Here is a 15,910-nt window from a genome sequence, read left to right as displayed (position 1 = left end):
CGGTGGCGTGGCAGAGCGGCCTAATGCACTCGCCTTGAAAGCGAGAGACGGCTAACACCGTCCGGGGGTTCAAATCCCTCCGCCACCGCCGGTTTGGTGGGCGGTCTCGTGCAGCGTCGGCGCATAGCGCAGCACCGCGCCGACACCGTCGGCCGGGGCGAGGCGCTCGTCGGTGCGCACCAACGACGCCCCGATGGACACCGCGAACATCGGCAGCGCCTCGTCGGCGCGAAAGGTCTTGGCGGGAGCGGCGCCCTGCTCGGACAGGACGTTCTCGTTCGGTGCGACGGTCGTCATGGGATCGTCGGCGACCACGGTCGCGTCGCCGACGTCGCCGATCACCAGCGTCTCGACCGCGCCCTGCCGCAGGGCCGAGCAGACCGGGCCCAACCCCTCGGCGGCCAGCCCGGACCGCCGCCCGATCTCGGCGGTGAACCGCTCGGCGGCGTCCTCGAGCACGTTCAGCCGCCGCTTGGCGAACTCGGTCTCGATGGCGTCGCGCACCTCGTCGTCGTCGTGGCCGCTGTGGCGGGCGCCGACGTGAAGCTGGATCGCCTTGTCCCGCAGCCGTTCCGGCAGCGTCGCGAGCAGGTCGGAGCGGGAGCGCATCTCACCGACCAGGAAGACGACCTCGAGGCCGTTGCCGTCGACGAGCTCGGCGATCCGGTCGGCGACCGCACGCATGTTCTTGCGGGCGGCCTCGTCGGTGCGCAGCTGGGGGTCCTTGTAGCCGGGGGTTTCGGCGCCGGCGGCCTTGTGCACGGGATGACCGCCCCCGTCGACGGCCTCGGTGTGCAGCGCGCCGGCGAGGTGCGTGGTGATGTCCGCGCCGGCGTGATCGACCACGGCCAGCAGATAGTCCGGGTGCTCGAAGCCCAGTTCGACGACGGGCACGACGTAGGGCAGCTCGGACACCCGGACGACGGTCTCGGCGGTCGGCCGTTGCAGGTGCTCGTTGACCAGGACGCCCGCCGCGCCGGCCACCATGGCCCGCCCGCTGCGCCCGATCGGCGGGCGCAGCTCCATCACCGCGCGTTCCATCTCGGCGATGACGGACTCGTCGGCGCCGCGCTCCTCGAGCTGCTCGCGCACCGCGCGCCACCTCAGGTCGAGCTGCGTCTCCGCATCCGGGGTGTCGTGGGAGTCGTCGAAGTAGACCGACGCGAACGGGCCCGGTGCGTCCAATAGCTTGCGGAAGCGTTCAGATTGCATGCCTTGTTGGTTGCCCGGCGCTTCGGGGCGCAAAACCCTAGTAGCTGCGGTCGCCCTCGCTGTCGTCGAAGAAGTGCCATTCGCCGTCCTCGACCTGGTTGGCCCTGCTTGTCTGGGAACCGCGCGCTGCTGCCTCCTCGGCGCTGTCAGGCGGCCGGGATCTCCGCGGCGATCGTGTCCATCAGCGCGGTGTAGCGGCGCAGCTCGGGATCGCGCCCCGGCTTGCCGCTGCTGATGACACCGGCGGCCAGGCTGCGCTGCGGGTCGGTCCACATCGCGATGTTGGCCAGGCCGAGGTTGCCGAACGCGGCCGGCGCGTTGCGCCCGAACGGCCCGAAGCGGTCCGTCCCGAGCATGTACCCGGTGCCCCAGCGGGCCGGCATCAGCCCCGTCGCCACGTCCGGCCGCAGCCGCCGGCACTGCCGCACCGCGCCGCGCAGGGTCGCCTCGCTCAGCACCCGCACCCCGTCGAGTTCGCCGCCGCGGCGCAGGATCTCGGCGAACCGGGACAGCTCGTCGGCGGTCGATATCGTGTTCGACGACGGCACGATGGTCGTCAGGAACATCGGGGTGTTGGTGTAGGGGATGATCTCGTGCACGGTTCCGCCGATCGCCTTACGGAAGATCTTCGCCAGGACCGGCGGCAGCGGCCGGCCGGTCGCGTGGCTCGGCGCGACCAGCCCGACGTCCTCCTTGGCCACACCGAAGTTCGTCCACCGGAAGCCCAGCGGGTCGAGGATCTCGGTGGCCAGGATCTCGCGGATCTCCTTGCCGGTGGCCCGCCAGACGATCTCGCGGATCAGCGGTCCCCAGGTCAGCGCGTGGTACATGTGCACCAGGCCCGGCCGGTAGAGCGGGCGCAACTCGCTCAGCTTCTCGAGGGCGTAGTCGTGGTCGTCCGCGCGCTTGACGTCCGGCCGCGGCCCGGTGGGGAAGGGCAGGCCGGCGCTGTGCGTCATCACGTGCCGGATGGTGATGCGATCCTTGCCGTGGCTGGTGAATGTGGGCAGGTACTCGCAGACCCGGTCGTCCAGGGAGAAGGCGCCGCGCTCGACGAGCCTGTGGACCACGGTCGCCGCGACGCCCTTGGCCGCCGAGTACACGCAGAACGGCGTGTCCGTGCCGACCGGAACCCGTTCGGCGTCCGGCGCGTCGGTCGGGGCGTTGCCCCACCCGTGGCCGATCGCCCGGTTGAGCACCACCCGCCCGTCGTGGCGCAGGCACACCTGGATCGCCGGGTGCATGCCGCCCGCATACCAGTGCCGCGCGGCCTGCCAGATGCGTTCGACGGCGGCGCGGTCGATGCCGGAATGGTCCTCGTCGCCGATCGCGGTCACCGAGTCCAGGTCGGCCGGGACGCGGATCTTGCCGTCGGGGGTCTGGGGCGTCACCCCAGCGAGGGTACGTGCCTCACTCGCCCTTGAAATTCGGCGGGCGCTTCTCGAACGTCGCCGAGATGCCCTCGGTCAGGTCCTTCGACGGCAGGAACGCGGCGTTCCAGGCGGCGACGTAGCGCAGGCTCTCCGAGACGGCCGCGACGCGTTGCTGGTCGAGGACGTCCTTGATCCCGTGCACGGCCAGGGGCGGGTTGGCGGCGATCTCGGCCGCGGTGGCGTGCGCGGCGGCCAGGGTGGCCTCGGCGTCGTCGAACACGTCGTTGACCAGGCCGATCCTCTCGGCGCGGGCGGCGTCGATGTCCTTGCCGGTGAGCGCGAGCTCGCGCAGGTGCCCGTCGTTCAGGATCATCGGCAGGCGGGCCAGGCTGCCGACGTCGGCGACGATCGCCAGCTTGACCTCCCGCACCGAGAACTTGGCGTCGGCGCTGGCGTAGCGGATGTCGACGGCGGAGATCAGGTCGACGCCGCCGCCGATGCACCAGCCGTGCACCGCGGCGATGGTGGGGGTGCGGCAGTCGGCGACGGCGCTGATCGCGTTCTGCATGCGCCTGATCTCGGCGTGGAACTCCGCGCGCGGGCGGGCCAGCGCGTCGCCGGCCAGCAGCGGGGTGAACGTGCCGCCCATCGCGGGCACGTCCAGGCCGTAGCTGAAGTTCTTTCCGGACCCGGTGATGACGATGGCCCGCACGTCGTGGTCGGCGTCCAGGGCGGCGAACAGCTCGGGCATCTCCGACCAGAACGCGGGCCCCATCGCGTTGCCCTTGCCGGGCCCGATCAGCGTCACCCGCGCGACGTGGTCCTGGGTGTCGACGGTGACCGATTCGTACGCTCTTGCTTCGTGGGCCATGCCGAGACCGTAGCGTGACGCACATGCCACGCGATTTGCGACCCGGACCAGACTCCCCGCCGACCGACGAGCTGGAAAGCGCCGAGGCCTGCCTGACGGTGCTGCAGCACGTCGTGCACCCCTTCGCCAGCGACGACCTGTCCCGCAAGACGCCGTGTTCCGACTACGACGTGCGCCAGCTGACCGGACATCTGCTGAACTCCATCAGGGCGCTCGGGGGCATGGTGGACGCCGACATCCCGCCGTGCGACGACTCCGACTCGGTGGAGCGCCAGATCGTGGGCGCGGCCCGGCCGGCGCTGGACGCCTGGCGCCGGCGCGGGCTGGACGGCAGCGTGGCGTTCGGCAAGGGCAAGATGGCGGCCCGGGATGCCTGCGCCGCGTGGTCGCTCGAATTCCTGGTGCACGCCTGGGATTACGCCAAGGCCGTGGGCCGCGACGTCGATGCCCGCGAACCGCTGGCCGAATACGTGCTGGAGCTGGGGCACCGGATCATCAAGCCGGAGCTGCGTGCCATGGCCGGGTTCGACGACCCGGTCGAGGCGCCCGAGGGAGCCGGCGCGCTGCAACGGCTGGTCGCGTTCACCGGTCGCAATCCGGCCCGGGTCAAGTGAGGTGCGGGTAGCCCTACACCCGTTCGAGGTAGAAGTAGTAATAGCGGCCGTCATCCAGCACGCCCTTGCCGTTCATGATGCCCATCACCGCGTCGTCGTCGACGGTCTTGAAGTGGTCGTGCACGGGCTGGCCGTCGTAGACCATCGTGGCGGTGACCTCGCCGCGGAACTCCTCGAGCCACAGGCTGGCCTCGCCCTTGCCCATCTCCTTGTTGGAGAACTTGTTTCCGTCGGCGTCCAGGCAGACCAGCGGCTGAACGTCGCGGGCGGACTTGAACGTCTTGCCGAACCAGCCGGCCTTTTCCAGCTGGCCGTTCATCTTGTGTCCGGTGACGAACTCGCCGCCCTTCCACTCGCCGATCATCTGCTCGACGGTCGCGGGCCGCAGGCTCGCCCAGAACTCGTCGAGTTCGGCGTCGGGAATCGCGCCGCCGCGTTCCTTGAGCTCGGTGAACTTCGTGCGGGCCGGGGTCATCGGCTCTCCTCGGGGTGGGTGATCCAGTCGCGGGCGAAGTCGAGCAGCGCGTCGTTCTCCTCCGGCGCCCCGATGGTGACCCGGACACCCTCGGGCGCAAACGGGCGGACCACCAGGCGCGCGGCGGCGGCCCGCCCGACGAAGTCCGCGCTGCGCGGGCCCAGCGGCAGCCAGACGAAGTTGGCCTGCGACACCGGCAGGGTGTATCCGGCGTCCCGTAGCGCGGCGGCCACGCGCGTGCGCTCGGCGACGACCGCATCGGTGCGGGCCAGCAGCTCGTCGGCGGCCTGCAGGCAGGCGATCGCGGCGGCCTGGGAGACGCTGGTCACCGAGAACGGCACGTAGACCTGCTCGAGCGCGGTGATCAGCTCGGCGGGACCGATTGCGTAGCCGACGCGCAGGCCGGCCAGCCCGTAGGCTTTCGAAAAGGTGCGCAGCACAACGACGTTGGAGTGGGCACGGACCAGCGCCAGGCTGTCGGGTGCCATGCCGTCGCGGATGTACTCGACGTAGGCCTCGTCGATGGCGACCAGGATGTGGGAGGGCACGGCGGCGACGAAGCGGGCCAGCGCGCCGGGGTCGACGACCGTGGAGGTCGGGTTGTTGGGGTTGCAGACGAAGATCAGCCGGGTGCGGTCGGTGATTGCGGCCAGCATCGCGTCGAGGTCGAAGGTCTGCTCGGTCAGCGGCACCTTGACCGAGACCGCGCCGGCGACCTGGACCAGCGGGGGGTATAGCTCGAAGCTGTGCCAGCCCATCACCACCTCGTCGCCGGCCGAAGCACTGATCTGAACCAGCTGCTGGCACAGGCTGACCGACCCGCAGCCGACCGCGACGTGCTGCGGACCGAAGCCCGGGCCCACGTGCTCGGCCAGTGCGGCCTTGAGCGCCACACAGGCGCTGTCGGGGTAGCGGTTGACGTCGTCGGTGGCGTTCTCGATGGCCGCGCGCACGCTGGGCAGCGGGCCGAACACCGTCTCGTTGCTGGCAAGTTTGATCGAACCCGGCACCGTCTTGCCCGGAATATAGACCGGCAGCCCGGCCAACTCGGGGCGCAGACGGGCGGTCACTTCGACAGCATATGCCGGGGCTGTGTACGCTATGCCTCCGGCGGTTCCGCGAGACCGGAAAGGGGTCGGGTACCCTCAGAAAGTCCGATGGAGGCGTGCCAGAGCGGCCGAATGGGGCTCACTGCTAATGAGTTGTCCCCCTCAAAGGGGACCGGAGGTTCAAATCCTCTCGCCTCCGCCAGGAGCACACACAACTGAACACAAGCGCCCGTAGCTCAACGGATAGAGCATCTGACTACGGATCAGAAGGTTGGGGGTTCGAATCCCTTCGGGCGCGCTTTCTAACAGCGGATATGGGCTGGTTTGGTGCTCAAGCACCGGCAACATTGTCACGGATTGTCACAACTCGTGCCAAACTCCGCGCGCCGTCGGCCAGCGCGTTTGGCTGTGAGTGCACATACGTTCGCATCGTGAATGCCACGTCGGCGTGGCCGAGCCAGGCCGCGATTACTGCGGCCGGCACGCCCCTGCACTTGCATCGTGGTACCGCAGGTATGCCGTGCGTCGTGCAGCCGGATTCGGGGCACACCGGCCGCGGTGACGGTGTTGGCCCACATCTTGGACAGCGTGTCTGGGTGGTACGGCTGCCCGGCTTCGTTGCACACCACGTAATCGAGGTCGGCGTAGTCGACGCCGACTTTCGGCCTTTCGGACAGCTGCCCCTTTTCGCCGCGTTCAACTCGACCAGCGGGGATGGGACGGGCAGGACGTGCCCACAATCCGCCCGGTCAACCACCTAGTCGGCGAGGGTCAGATCATCGTGCGCGGTGCGATTCAGCACCGGTGCCGGTGTGGTGGGGGGGCTATGAAGCTGACGACCTCCACCCCAGTGGCGGGTGGGCTGGAGCGTCGTGGTCACCGGGTGGGCAACCACGAGCACTGACCCCGAACAAATCGCCCGTCACGAACAACTACTGCACCCGTGGGTGAACATGACCGTGGAAACCATGATCGCGATCAAAACCGAGATTGTCACTGGCATCCGCATCCTCTGCGCCAAAACGCAATTGTGAGTAGCCTTCCCGCAGCGAATCTGTCGGCAGCCCACCGGGTCACCGATAGCTCGCTATAGAACCTCTATTCACGAGGATCTACTGACGTTGTAGTGGGTCATTTCCGTCCGGGTAGTGCTGGGCAGAGGCCGCCTCGGGTGAGCATGGCCATGGCGATGAGTGCGTCTGGGCTGTGGAATCCGTAGGCGCGTTTGGTTAATGCCCGCAGGTGGGTGTTAGTGGCTTCGGATCGGGCGTTGGACAGGCCGTGATCGAGCGTGTTCCAGATGAGGTCGCGGTAGCGGCGGATGCTGCGGGCCAGCGCGGCGAACTCGGGGATGCGTGAGTGCGACGCCCACGACAGCCAGCCGGCCAGCAGCTGCCGCCCGTGGGTGCCCTTGACCCGAAACACCTCGCGTAGTTGCTCTTTGAGCAGATACGCCCGGTAGAGGGTGCGGTTGGTGTCGGCGATCTTAGCGAGGCTGGTGCGCTGCTCGCAGGACAGGTCAGCCGGGTTCTTGCGGGTCGCCCACATGGCGTGCCGATCGGTGATCCCGGCGCGGGTCATGGTGCGTACCCGCACCTTGTCCAGTGCCTTCATGGCCCAGGCCACGACATGAAACCCATCCAGGCAAATCAGCGCCTGCGGCGCGCGGGCACGCACCAGGGCGTGGATCCATTCCGCCCCGTCGCAGCTGACGTGGGTGAGCAGCTTGGCCCGCTCGGCGCCGAGCTGATCGAAGAACCGGCCCAGCGTGTCCTGGTTGCGGCCCTCGCCGGCCCACACCAGCCGGCCTGTCGTGTGGTCAACCACGCACGTCAAGTAGCGATGTCCCTTGCGGTAGGCGATCTCGTCGATGCCGATCCGCGACAGTCCGGCGAGCAGGTCGTTGGTGTCGCGGCCATCGGCCACCACCCTGGTCACGATCGCCGCCACGGTGCGCCAGGCGATCTGCAGCAGCACCGTGAGCACACTCAATGCGGTGTGCGCGGCCAGCCACGCGCAGGTGTCCTCGAACGCCCAGGTGTGTTTGGCGCCCGGCCGCGCCCACGGCACATGCGCAACCACCACCCCATGCTCGCCGCATGCCACCCGCGGGGCCGCGGCCTGCAGATACGCCTTTGTGGTCCCCACATCCAGGGTCCGCCAGCGCCTGATCCCGTTCCCGTCCCGGCCCCCCGCGTCATAGCCCGGGCACCGCTTCCGGCACCGCGAGCACCGGCCCGCCTGCGACGCCTTGGGCCGCACCGAGAACACCAGAACTTCGGAGGTCTTCGGCTGCTTCCGACCCGTGGTCTCGGTCTCGATCGTCACGTCCTCGATCACCATGTTTTGGTCACCCAGACCGCTCGCCAATACCCTGGACATGCGCAACGCCGTAGCTCCTTCTCGCGGATTGAACCCTAGACAGTCCAAAACGTAAGCAGGACACGGCGTTGCGCCCAAATTCCCAGGTCAGCGAACCCACGACAACGTCACAAGAGCCATTCACGAGCTCTCGGATGATCACGGCCGGAAGTGTAGTGCTCGAGTTGGCGATGGAGGTCAGCAATGATGGTGCCACACCGGCACCTTCGTCGCCGCCGACGGGAGCGGTGACAATCCTCGGAGTCGAAATCACCCGGGTGACCGGCAAGGCTCATGCTGAGGCAATAATGTCTAACAGTGGAAGCCGAGGCCAGGTTCGATGAGTAACGATTTGCGGCAAGCTATTGCGTCTGCGCCCATGTTCGACGGGCTGGACGCCGCACACGTGGACTTCCTGGCCGCGCAGAGCCGCGCGATCTTCCTGCCCTCGGGTCAGGTGCTGTTCCGTAAAGGAACACCATCGACAGGTTTCTACATGGTTCGCGAGGGCCTCATGCAGCTTTCGGTGTCAAATTCCGAAGGCATGGTGAAGGTAGTGGAAATCCTTCGCCCGGGAAGCGCTTTCGGCCACGCGGTCATGTTCTTACATGAACCCTATCCGGTGGATGCCACCGCGCTGACCGATTCGCATCTGGTGTTCGTCCCAGCTGCGACCGTTGACCGGGTGCTCGACGAGAACCCAGCGATGGCGCGCATCATGCTTGCATCGATGGCGCGCCGCCTGCAAAGCACGATTCAAGACATCGCCATGTTGTCTCTTCAATCCGCCACCCAGCGGATCGTCGCCTACATCCTCGGCGCGGTCGGGGTCGGATCCTACGACCTGGGCGGGGCAGCTGGTGCTCCGGCAGCCGAGACCAGCCTCGGCGCACGGTCGACCAGCATTGAGCTGCCCGCCCTCAAGCAGGTTCTCGCGTCACGGCTGGGTATGACGCCCGAGACCTTCTCGCGCGCCATGCGTGCCCTCTCGGACAGGGGGCTGATCCGCGCGGACGGCGCAGTCGTACGGATTCCTGACGTTGCCGCTTTGGACACCTATGCCCGAAACGTCTCGATTCTGTGACCACCGCCACAGGGCCGAATTGATCTACGTCAAACCCACTGTTCCCGACGGTTCGTAGCGTGAGCTCGTCAATCGCCCACCGGCGCCGGAGGAAACCCAATGTTCTGCTACCAGTGCGAACAAACCGACCGCACCGATTCACCTGGCCGCCCCGATCTGCTGGCTTTCGGTTGTGCGAGCACGAGGGGAAATTGCGGCAAGGATGCCACCACCGCGGCCCTGCAAGACGTGCTGGTTCACGTCAATCTCGGTATCGGACAGTACGCGCACAGAGCCCGCCTGCTCGGAGCGGCTGACCCGCGATTTGCCGCGCACGCCAGTTTCGACCTGTTCACCACACTGACTAACGTCAACTTCAATCCCACGCGGTTCATGGGATTGATCTGCGCGGCGGTCGACATGCGCGACCAGGCGAAGATGGCCTACGAGAATGCAGCCCGAGCTATTGGCGTTGAGCCGGAAACCCTTTCCGGTCCGGCCGAGTTCGTGCCGGCGACGACGATTTCCGCGGTGGTTGCCCAGGCTGCCGACGTCGGCGTGGACGCCGATCTGGCCGTCCTCGGCCCAGATGTGGTCGGCCTGCGGAATCTCAATCTGTATGGCCTCAAGGGGGTCTGTGCCTATGCGCATCATGCCCACGCCCTGGGGTATCGCACCGAGGCGACAGACGGGGGTATCGAATCCGCGCTGGCGTTTCTGGCCGGCGCACCCACCGATCCCGACGCCCTGCTTACCCACGCGCTTGAACTGGGTTCGGTGAACCTGCAGGTGATGGAGATGCTGGATGCGGCCAATACCGGCAGCTTCGGCAGCCCGGTCCCGACGCCGGTGCGGATCACCCCTGTCGTCGGCAAGGCCATCCTGGTGTCGGGTCATGATCTGCACGACCTGCAGAAGATCCTGGAGGCCACCGAGGGCGCCGGGATCAACGTCTACACCCATGGCGAGATGCTGCCCGCGCACGGCTATCCCAGGCTGCACGCCTACGGTCACCTCGCCGGCAACTATGGCGGTGCCTGGCAGGACCAACAGCGTGACTTCACCGCTTTTCCCGGCCCGATCGTGATGACCTCCAACTGTCTGATCGAGCCGCAGCCGGCCTATCGCAACCGGATCTTTACCACCGGGCCGGTGGGCTGGCCAGGTGTTCGTCACCTCGACACCGCCGACCTCTCCGTTGCTATCAAGGCCGCACAGTCCTTGCCCGGATTCACCACCGAGGTGCCGTCGGAGTCAATCACCACCGGGTTCGGGCACGACGCGGTCCTGTCGGTCGCCGAGACCGTGATCGCGGCCGTCAAAGACGGTGCGATCAAACGCTTCCTGCTGATCGGAGGATGCGACGGCGCCGCCCCCGGACGCAGCTACTATGCCGACATCGCCGATCATGCACCCGACGACACAGTGCTGCTGACCCTGGGCTGCAACAAGTATCGCTTCAACAACCACGAGTTCGGTGACATCGCCGGCATCCCCCGGTTGCTCGATCTCGGCCAGTGCAACGACAGCTACTCGGCTGTGCAGATCGCGCTGGCACTGGCGAACGCCTTCGACTGCGGGGTCAACGACCTGCCGTTGAGCCTGTTCGTCTCCTGGTTCGAACAGAAGGCCGCCGCAGTGCTGCTAACCCTGCTGTCGATGGGAATCCGCAACATCCGGCTGGGGCCGACGCTGCCGGCGTTTCTCACCCCCGCCGTGGTCGACATCCTGGTCGAGCAGTTCGCGCTCAAACCCATCGGCGACCCTGCCCAGGATCTGGCCGACGCGATGTTAGGTGCATGATGACTGAGGCCGTCGAGATCACCGCTGACAGGGAACTGTCTTGCTACGACGTCGTTCTGGTCACCACCGACGGCGAAGAGTCGACAATCGCCTGTGATTCGCAGACCACGGTGCTCACCGCCGCCGAGGCGGCGGGACTGGTGTTGAAGTCAACTTGCCGGACCGGCGGGTGCGGGGCATGTTCGGCCGTGCTCGCCGCCGGGCAGGTGGACATGGGCAAACACGACCCGGATGTCCTCGAAGTACCCGAGAGCGAGAACGGGATCCTGTTGTGCCGCAGCTTTCCCCGCGGTGACTGCCGGATTGATCTGCCCTATGACCGCGACCAGGTCGTCACTGCGACCCCGACACGGCATCAGGCCAAAATCACCGGCTTGGATCGAGTCGCCGACGCCGTGATACGCGTGAAAGTCGCGCTACTGGCCGGGCCCGACGGTCCATCGTCGCTGAACTTTGACTCGGGACAGTTCGTGCGAATCACCGTCCCGGGCACCGACGCCCGACGCGCCTACTCGCCGGCCAACGTCGCCAACTGGGACGGTGAGCTGGAGTTCTACATCCGGCTGCTGCCTGGTGGTCTGATGTCGACGTACCTCACAAAGAGGGCAGCCGTCGGCGATGTGCTCACCGTCTCTGGCCCGCAGGGGTCATTCGCGCTGGCCGAGAACGGCCTTCGGCCACGTTGGTTTCTCGCCGGCGGCACCGGATTGTCGCCGTTGCTGTCAATGTTGCGACGAATGGCCGAGTGGGGGGATCCCCAGCCGACACGTCTGTTCTTCGGTCTCACCTACGAAACCGAAGTTTTTGCCCAAGATGAACTACGGGAACTCGCCGACACGATGCCGGGTTTTCGGGCCGACACCGTGGTCTGGCGCCCAGATACCCGGTGGCCAGGCGCCACCGGCAATCCTGTCGATCTCGCCGCGGCCGAGGTGCAAATGCTCGACGAGAGACCGGATGTCTATGTGTGCGGACCCCCGCCCATGATCGAGGCAGCTTACGCGGCGCTGACGGACGCCGGTGTGGTTCGCGAACAGATTTTTGCCGAACGCTTTTTCACCACGGCCTGACCGCGCTGAACTTCGCGTGGCAGTCGGAAAAAACCTGAAGTGAAAGCGATTTCAGCGCCGGCGGAAGTCGATGCTGCGCAGCAGTATCGGCGTCCGATTAGTCACCGGTGGTTCTCATTAGATGCGATGCCGAGTAGTGTGGCGTCGTCGCGTTCCGCATACCTGCCGATACATCACCCCTCGCGAAAGAGGTCATCGCCATGGCAGCACAGCCGGCACAGTCATCAGCGACCGATCAGTCATCGTCGCAGCCTTTGGTTGGGAGGGGCTGGATTCAGGGCGTCGCCTTGGTAATGATCTTCGGTTTTTTGGTGATGGGCATCTTGGCCTACCGCACCTACTCGGCGTCGATGCCGATGCCCGAGAAGGTCGTCAGCGAATCGGGGCAGCTCCTGTTCACCGGCGATGACATCACGCGGGGTCAGGAGCTCTACCAGGCCCGCGGGCTGATGGAGTACGGGTCGGTGCTGGGCCACGGCGCCTATCTGGGTCCCGATTACACCGCCGAGTATCTGCGGATGGCCACCGACGACGTTGCTGACCAATTCCGCACGCAGGGTGTGGCCGATCCGCGGGATCGGGTGGTCACCGAATTCCGGACCAACCGCTACAACCCCGCCACCAAGACTCTGGTGTTCAGCGATCGGCAGGCCGCGGCATTCGATCGCATTCAGAGCCATTACGCAGCCTACTTCGGCGAGAACTCCACCAAGTATGGGCTATTGCCGCAGATGATGACCGACAAGGCGCAGATCCGCGATCTGACGGCGTTTTTCGCATGGACGGCGTGGGCGGCGGCGGCCGAACGCCCGGGCCACAAGTACAGCTACACCAATAACTGGCCGGCCGAGTCCCGCGTGGACAACGGTCCCACCGCCCCGGTGATCGTGTGGTCAGCGCTGTCGCTGATCGCGTTGCTCGGCGGCATCGGGATCATGTTCGCCGTCTACGGTCGCTGGAGCCAAAAGGTGGGTTGGCACAGCGCCGAGGCGTCCACGCTGTCGTTCCGTCAGCCCGGTGAGGTGGGCCTGACGCCGGCACAGCGCGCCACCATCTGGTTCTTCGCGATCGTCTCGGTGCTGTTCCTGGCGCAGACGCTGCTGGGCGCGGCCACTGAGCACTACCGGGCTGACTTGTCGACGTTTTTCGGCCTGGACCTGGCCCGGGTGCTGCCCTACAACCTGGCTCGGACCTGGCATGTTCAGCTGTCGCTGTTCTGGACGGCGGCGGCTTTCCTGGCCGGCGGAATCTTCCTGGTGCCCTTCATCGCCCGCCGGGAACCGCGCCGCCAGGGCTTGCTGGCCTATGTGTTGCTGGGCGCGGTCGCGGTGGTGGTGTTCGGGTCGCTGATCTGCGAAGCGCTGTCGATCTACGGGGTGATACCGCACGGCGGATTGTTCTCCCAGCAGTGGGAGTACCTGGACCTGCCGCGACTGTGGCAGATCTTGCTGATCATCGGCATGTTCCTATGGATCGCGATCATCTGGCGCGGCATGCGCGCCAGGCTCAAGAGCGAGTCGAAGATGAACATGCCTTGGCTGCTCTTCTTCTCCGGACTGGCGATCCCGGCCTTCTACACCGTCGGGCTGCTGGCCAGCAGCGGCACCCATTACACCGTCGCCGAATTCTGGCGATTCTGGGTGGTGCACCTGTGGGTCGAGGACTTCCTCGAACTGTTCACCACCGTCATGGTGGCCTACATGTTCGTGCTGCTGGGCGTGGTGCGGGAAAGGATCGCTCTCGGTGTCATCTTCCTCGACGTCATCCTGTACTCCGCCGGCGGCGTCATCGGCACCATGCACCACCTGTACTTCTCGGGCACCCCGGTCGAACACATGGCGCTGGGGGCGTTCTTCTCCGCGGCCGAGGTCATCCCTTTGACCTTCCTGACGGTGGAGGCTTGGGCTTTCTTGCAGCTGGGCGCGCATCAACAATCCGGCGACGCCAAGCCTTTCCCGCATCGCTGGCCAGTGATGTTCCTCGTTGCCGTCGGCTTCTGGAACTTCCTGGGTGCGGGTATCTTCGGCTTCCTGATCAACCTGCCGATCGTGTCCTACTACGAGATCGGCACCGCGCTGACGGCCAACCACGCGCACGCGGCGATGATGGGCGTCTACGGCATGCTGGCCGTCGGCCTGGCCATGTTCGCGTTCCGCTACGTGATCCCGGCCGACAAATGGCCGGAGAAATGGGCCCGACTCTCGTTCTGGTGCATGAACATCGGCCTAGCCTGGATGGTATTCGTCACCCTGCTGCCGCTGGGCGTGTTGCAGCTGTACCACTCGGTCAGCGACGGCTACTTCGAGGCGCGGTCGCTGGGCTACATCACCAAGCCCGGCAACGCGGTGATCGAGTGGCTGCGGATGCCCGGTGATCTGATCTTCATCGTCGGCGGGGTGCTGCCGTTTATCTGGATAGCGTGGACCGCGCTGCGCAACTTCCGCTCCGGTCCGACGATTCAGGAAATGCCCGATCACCCGCTCTACACCGAGTCGCAGACCAGCGCCAACGTGCCTGTGAAGGATTGATCAATGGTTCAGCCGGCTACCTCGGTATGGCTGATTGCCGGGTATTCACTGGCCCTGGTGGCCATCGGGTGGAGTTTTGACGCGATGGCGCGGCGGGCCTCGGTGCGTGCTGCGCGTTGGCGTACGGGTCAATTCGCCTACCGGCCTGACCACGACGCCTGGGTATGCCCGCAAGACCAGTGGCTGTGGCCGACCTCGTTCGATCCGCGCCACCGGGTCATGCGGTACCGGGCGCAGCCAATAGTATGCAACAGTTGCCCGGCCAAATCGGATTGCACGACATCGGATTACGGCCGTGAGATCAGCCGCGAGATCGACCCATGGCCGCATTCGGATGCGGGACGATTCCACCGGGGGATCGCGTGCTGTGTGGCTACGTTCGGAGTGGTGCTACCGCTGGCGACATTGATCGTCAGCCATTCGGTCAGTGAGGTGCTGGTCTTGGTGGGCACCGTGCTGGTCGTCGTGCTGCTGGGACTGCCGCTGGCCCGCCACCTGTGGAACACCCCGTCCAACGCGCCCGAACACCTGCCGCACCGCACGGCAATTGAGGATCAGGTGGCCGCCGCGATCGACCGATATTCCACCCGCTGGGGCGGCTGGGAAGGCAAGGAGGACAAGACTTCGTGACCGGACTAGTGATCGGTCTGCTCGTCGCCGCGATCGTGATCCTGGCCGTGCTTACGCCGCTGTCGCTGGCCGTGTTGCGCGAGTACGAACGCGGCGTGGTGTTCCGGATGGGTCACGTGCGCCCGCTGTACCATCCCGGGCCGCGCTTCCTGATTCCGCTGGTGGACAGAATGATTCGGGTGGACCAGCGGCTGGTGACGCTGACTATCCCACCGCAGGAGGTGATCACCCGCGACAACGTGCCGGCCCGGGTCAACGCGGTCGTCATGTTCCAGGTGATGGACCCGCTCAAAGCGATTCTGGCTGTGGAGAACTATGCGATCGCGACCTCGCAGATCGCTCAGACGACGCTGCGTTCACTGCTGGGACGCGCTGACCTGGACACCTTGCTCGCGCATCGCGAAGACCTCAACAGCGACCTGCGCACGATCATCGAAAAGCAAACCGAGCCATGGGGCATCCAGGTGCGCGTGGTCGAGATCAAAGACGTCGAGATTCCCGAGTCGATGCAGCGCGCGATGGCCCGCGAAGCCGAAGCCGAACGGGAACGCCGCGCCAAAGTCATCAACGCCCGCGGGGAACTACAAGCGTCCGAGGAACTGCGGGCAGCCGCCGAGACCCTGTCGAAAAACCCGGCGTCACTTCAATTGCGTTACCTGCAAACGCTGCTGGAGTTAGGAGCGGATCAGAACTCGACAGTGGTCTTCCCGCTGCCGGTCGACATCATCACCCCGTTTCTGAGAAAACCAGAAGTATTGCGGGACATCGCCAGTGCGATAAACGACGGCCCCTAAGCGCACTCAGATGAACCATCAGGATGGGCTGACCGCTCGAGCGCGATCGGGCGAAATTCTTAGTCTG

14 protein-coding genes and 3 tRNA genes are annotated in these 15,910 nt (G+C 66.2%); 11 read left to right on the top strand and 6 right to left on the bottom strand.

Translation table 11 applies throughout. The features are described from left to right. Position 1: 1 nt before the first annotated feature. A tRNA-Ser gene (locus ACJ512_RS28940) sits at positions 2-88 on the top strand. Here ACJ512_RS28940 and ACJ512_RS28935 read toward each other — a convergent pair. The 3 genes from ACJ512_RS28935 to ACJ512_RS28925 all read right to left on the bottom strand — a co-directional run bounded on the left by ACJ512_RS28935 (position 70) and on the right by ACJ512_RS28925 (position 3,456). Then, a complete protein-coding gene (locus ACJ512_RS28935) occupies positions 70-1,212 on the bottom strand; it encodes an Rv2629 family ribosome hibernation factor (RefSeq protein WP_407689526.1) in 1,143 nt (380 codons plus the stop codon). The genes ACJ512_RS28940 and ACJ512_RS28935 overlap by 19 nt on opposite strands. Positions 1,213-1,358: 146 nt before the next feature. Beyond that, the gene (gene lipE / locus ACJ512_RS28930; RefSeq protein WP_407689525.1) at positions 1,359-2,603 is read right to left on the bottom strand and encodes a lipase LipE; all 1,245 of its coding nucleotides are present in this window, start codon (positions 2,601-2,603) and stop codon (positions 1,359-1,361) included. A 19-nt stretch (positions 2,604-2,622) separates the two neighbouring features. Further along, the gene (locus ACJ512_RS28925; protein ID WP_407689524.1) at positions 2,623-3,456 is read right to left on the bottom strand and encodes a crotonase/enoyl-CoA hydratase family protein; all 834 of its coding nucleotides are present in this window, start codon (positions 3,454-3,456) and stop codon (positions 2,623-2,625) included. 23 nt (positions 3,457-3,479) lie between these two features. Between ACJ512_RS28925 and ACJ512_RS28920 the strand changes: the two genes are divergently transcribed. Continuing rightward, entirely contained in the window at positions 3,480-4,070 is a 591-nt protein-coding gene (locus tag ACJ512_RS28920) for a TIGR03086 family metal-binding protein (RefSeq protein ID WP_407689523.1), read from the top strand. A gap of 13 nt (positions 4,071-4,083) precedes the next feature. Here ACJ512_RS28920 and ACJ512_RS28915 read toward each other — a convergent pair whose 3' ends face one another. Next, positions 4,084-4,545, bottom strand: coding sequence for a DUF4334 domain-containing protein (locus ACJ512_RS28915; RefSeq protein WP_407689522.1), 462 nt, complete (start codon positions 4,543-4,545; stop codon positions 4,084-4,086). After that, entirely contained in the window at positions 4,542-5,615 is a 1,074-nt protein-coding gene (locus ACJ512_RS28910) for a pyridoxal phosphate-dependent aminotransferase (protein ID WP_407689521.1), read from the bottom strand. Before ACJ512_RS28910 ends, ACJ512_RS28915 begins: the two co-directional genes overlap by 4 nt. An 89-nt stretch (positions 5,616-5,704) precedes the next feature. Between ACJ512_RS28910 and ACJ512_RS28905 the strand changes: the two genes are divergently transcribed. From ACJ512_RS28905 to ACJ512_RS28895, 3 genes are all read left to right on the top strand, one after another. After that, positions 5,705-5,796: transfer RNA gene (locus ACJ512_RS28905), tRNA-Ser, on the top strand. Between the two features lie 23 nt (positions 5,797-5,819). Beyond that, a tRNA-Arg gene (locus tag ACJ512_RS28900) sits at positions 5,820-5,892 on the top strand. A 559-nt stretch (positions 5,893-6,451) separates the two neighbouring features. Continuing rightward, complete coding sequence (locus tag ACJ512_RS28895; protein WP_407689520.1) at positions 6,452-6,628, top strand: hypothetical protein; 177 nt, start codon at positions 6,452-6,454, stop codon at positions 6,626-6,628. A gap of 97 nt (positions 6,629-6,725) precedes the next feature. Here the strand turns inward: ACJ512_RS28895 and ACJ512_RS28890 are convergent, their stop codons facing one another. Beyond that, positions 6,726-7,982, bottom strand: a complete 1,257-nt coding sequence (locus tag ACJ512_RS28890) for an ISL3 family transposase (RefSeq protein WP_369736942.1) — start codon at positions 7,980-7,982, stop codon at positions 6,726-6,728. Between the two features lie 352 nt (positions 7,983-8,334). Here ACJ512_RS28890 and ACJ512_RS28885 point away from each other — a divergent pair, with 352 nt between their 5' ends. The 6 genes from ACJ512_RS28885 (at position 8,335) to ACJ512_RS28860 (ending at position 15,843) form a co-directional block, all read left to right on the top strand. Continuing rightward, positions 8,335-9,039: a Crp/Fnr family transcriptional regulator gene (locus tag ACJ512_RS28885; protein WP_407689130.1), complete on the top strand. Its 705-nt coding sequence runs from the start codon at positions 8,335-8,337 to the stop codon at positions 9,037-9,039. Positions 9,040-9,138: 99 nt separating this feature from the next. Continuing rightward, positions 9,139-10,821, top strand: a complete 1,683-nt coding sequence (hcp, locus tag ACJ512_RS28880) for a hydroxylamine reductase (RefSeq protein WP_407689131.1) — start codon at positions 9,139-9,141, stop codon at positions 10,819-10,821. Next, positions 10,818-11,891 carry an FAD-binding oxidoreductase gene (locus ACJ512_RS28875; protein ID WP_461479920.1) on the top strand — a complete coding sequence of 358 codons (1,074 nt, stop codon included), beginning with the start codon at positions 10,818-10,820 and terminating at the stop codon, positions 11,889-11,891. The genes hcp and ACJ512_RS28875 overlap by 4 nt, the downstream gene beginning before the upstream one ends. A gap of 200 nt (positions 11,892-12,091) precedes the next feature. Further along, a complete protein-coding gene (locus ACJ512_RS28870) occupies positions 12,092-14,419 on the top strand; it encodes a nitric-oxide reductase large subunit (protein ID WP_407689133.1) in 2,328 nt (775 codons plus the stop codon). A 3-nt stretch (positions 14,420-14,422) separates the two neighbouring features. Next, complete coding sequence (locus tag ACJ512_RS28865) at positions 14,423-15,049, top strand: hypothetical protein (RefSeq protein WP_407689134.1); 627 nt, start codon at positions 14,423-14,425, stop codon at positions 15,047-15,049. Then, a complete protein-coding gene (locus ACJ512_RS28860) occupies positions 15,046-15,843 on the top strand; it encodes a slipin family protein (RefSeq protein ID WP_407689135.1) in 798 nt (265 codons plus the stop codon). The genes ACJ512_RS28865 and ACJ512_RS28860 overlap by 4 nt, the downstream gene beginning before the upstream one ends. The last annotated feature ends 67 nt before the right edge of the window (positions 15,844-15,910 follow it).

Origin of the sequence: Mycobacterium cajalii, from assembly GCF_045809005.2 — a bacterium.
Classification (GTDB): domain Bacteria; phylum Actinomycetota; class Actinomycetes; order Mycobacteriales; family Mycobacteriaceae; genus Mycobacterium.
The sequence above is the reverse complement of the archived record's forward strand: the minus strand, read 5'-3'. Positions and strand labels throughout refer to the sequence as shown.

Excerpts from the sequence above, each read along its gene's own strand:
- ACJ512_RS28935 (WP_407689526.1), bottom strand. The coding sequence starts at position 1,212 with ATGCAATCTGAACGCTTCCGCAAGCTATTGGACGCACCGGGCCCGTTC.
- ACJ512_RS28925 (WP_407689524.1), bottom strand. The coding sequence starts at position 3,456 with ATGGCCCACGAAGCAAGAGCGTACGAATCGGTCACCGTCGACACCCAG.
- ACJ512_RS28920 (WP_407689523.1), top strand. The coding sequence starts at position 3,480 with ATGCCACGCGATTTGCGACCCGGACCAGACTCCCCGCCGACCGACGAG.
- ACJ512_RS28915 (WP_407689522.1), bottom strand. The coding sequence starts at position 4,545 with ATGACCCCGGCCCGCACGAAGTTCACCGAGCTCAAGGAACGCGGCGGC.
- ACJ512_RS28885 (WP_407689130.1), top strand. The coding sequence starts at position 8,335 with ATGTTCGACGGGCTGGACGCCGCACACGTGGACTTCCTGGCCGCGCAG.
- hcp (WP_407689131.1), top strand. The coding sequence starts at position 9,139 with ATGTTCTGCTACCAGTGCGAACAAACCGACCGCACCGATTCACCTGGC.
- ACJ512_RS28875 (WP_461479920.1), top strand. The coding sequence starts at position 10,818 with ATGATGACTGAGGCCGTCGAGATCACCGCTGACAGGGAACTGTCTTGC.
- ACJ512_RS28870 (WP_407689133.1), top strand. The coding sequence starts at position 12,092 with ATGGCAGCACAGCCGGCACAGTCATCAGCGACCGATCAGTCATCGTCG.
- ACJ512_RS28865 (WP_407689134.1), top strand. The coding sequence starts at position 14,423 with ATGGTTCAGCCGGCTACCTCGGTATGGCTGATTGCCGGGTATTCACTG.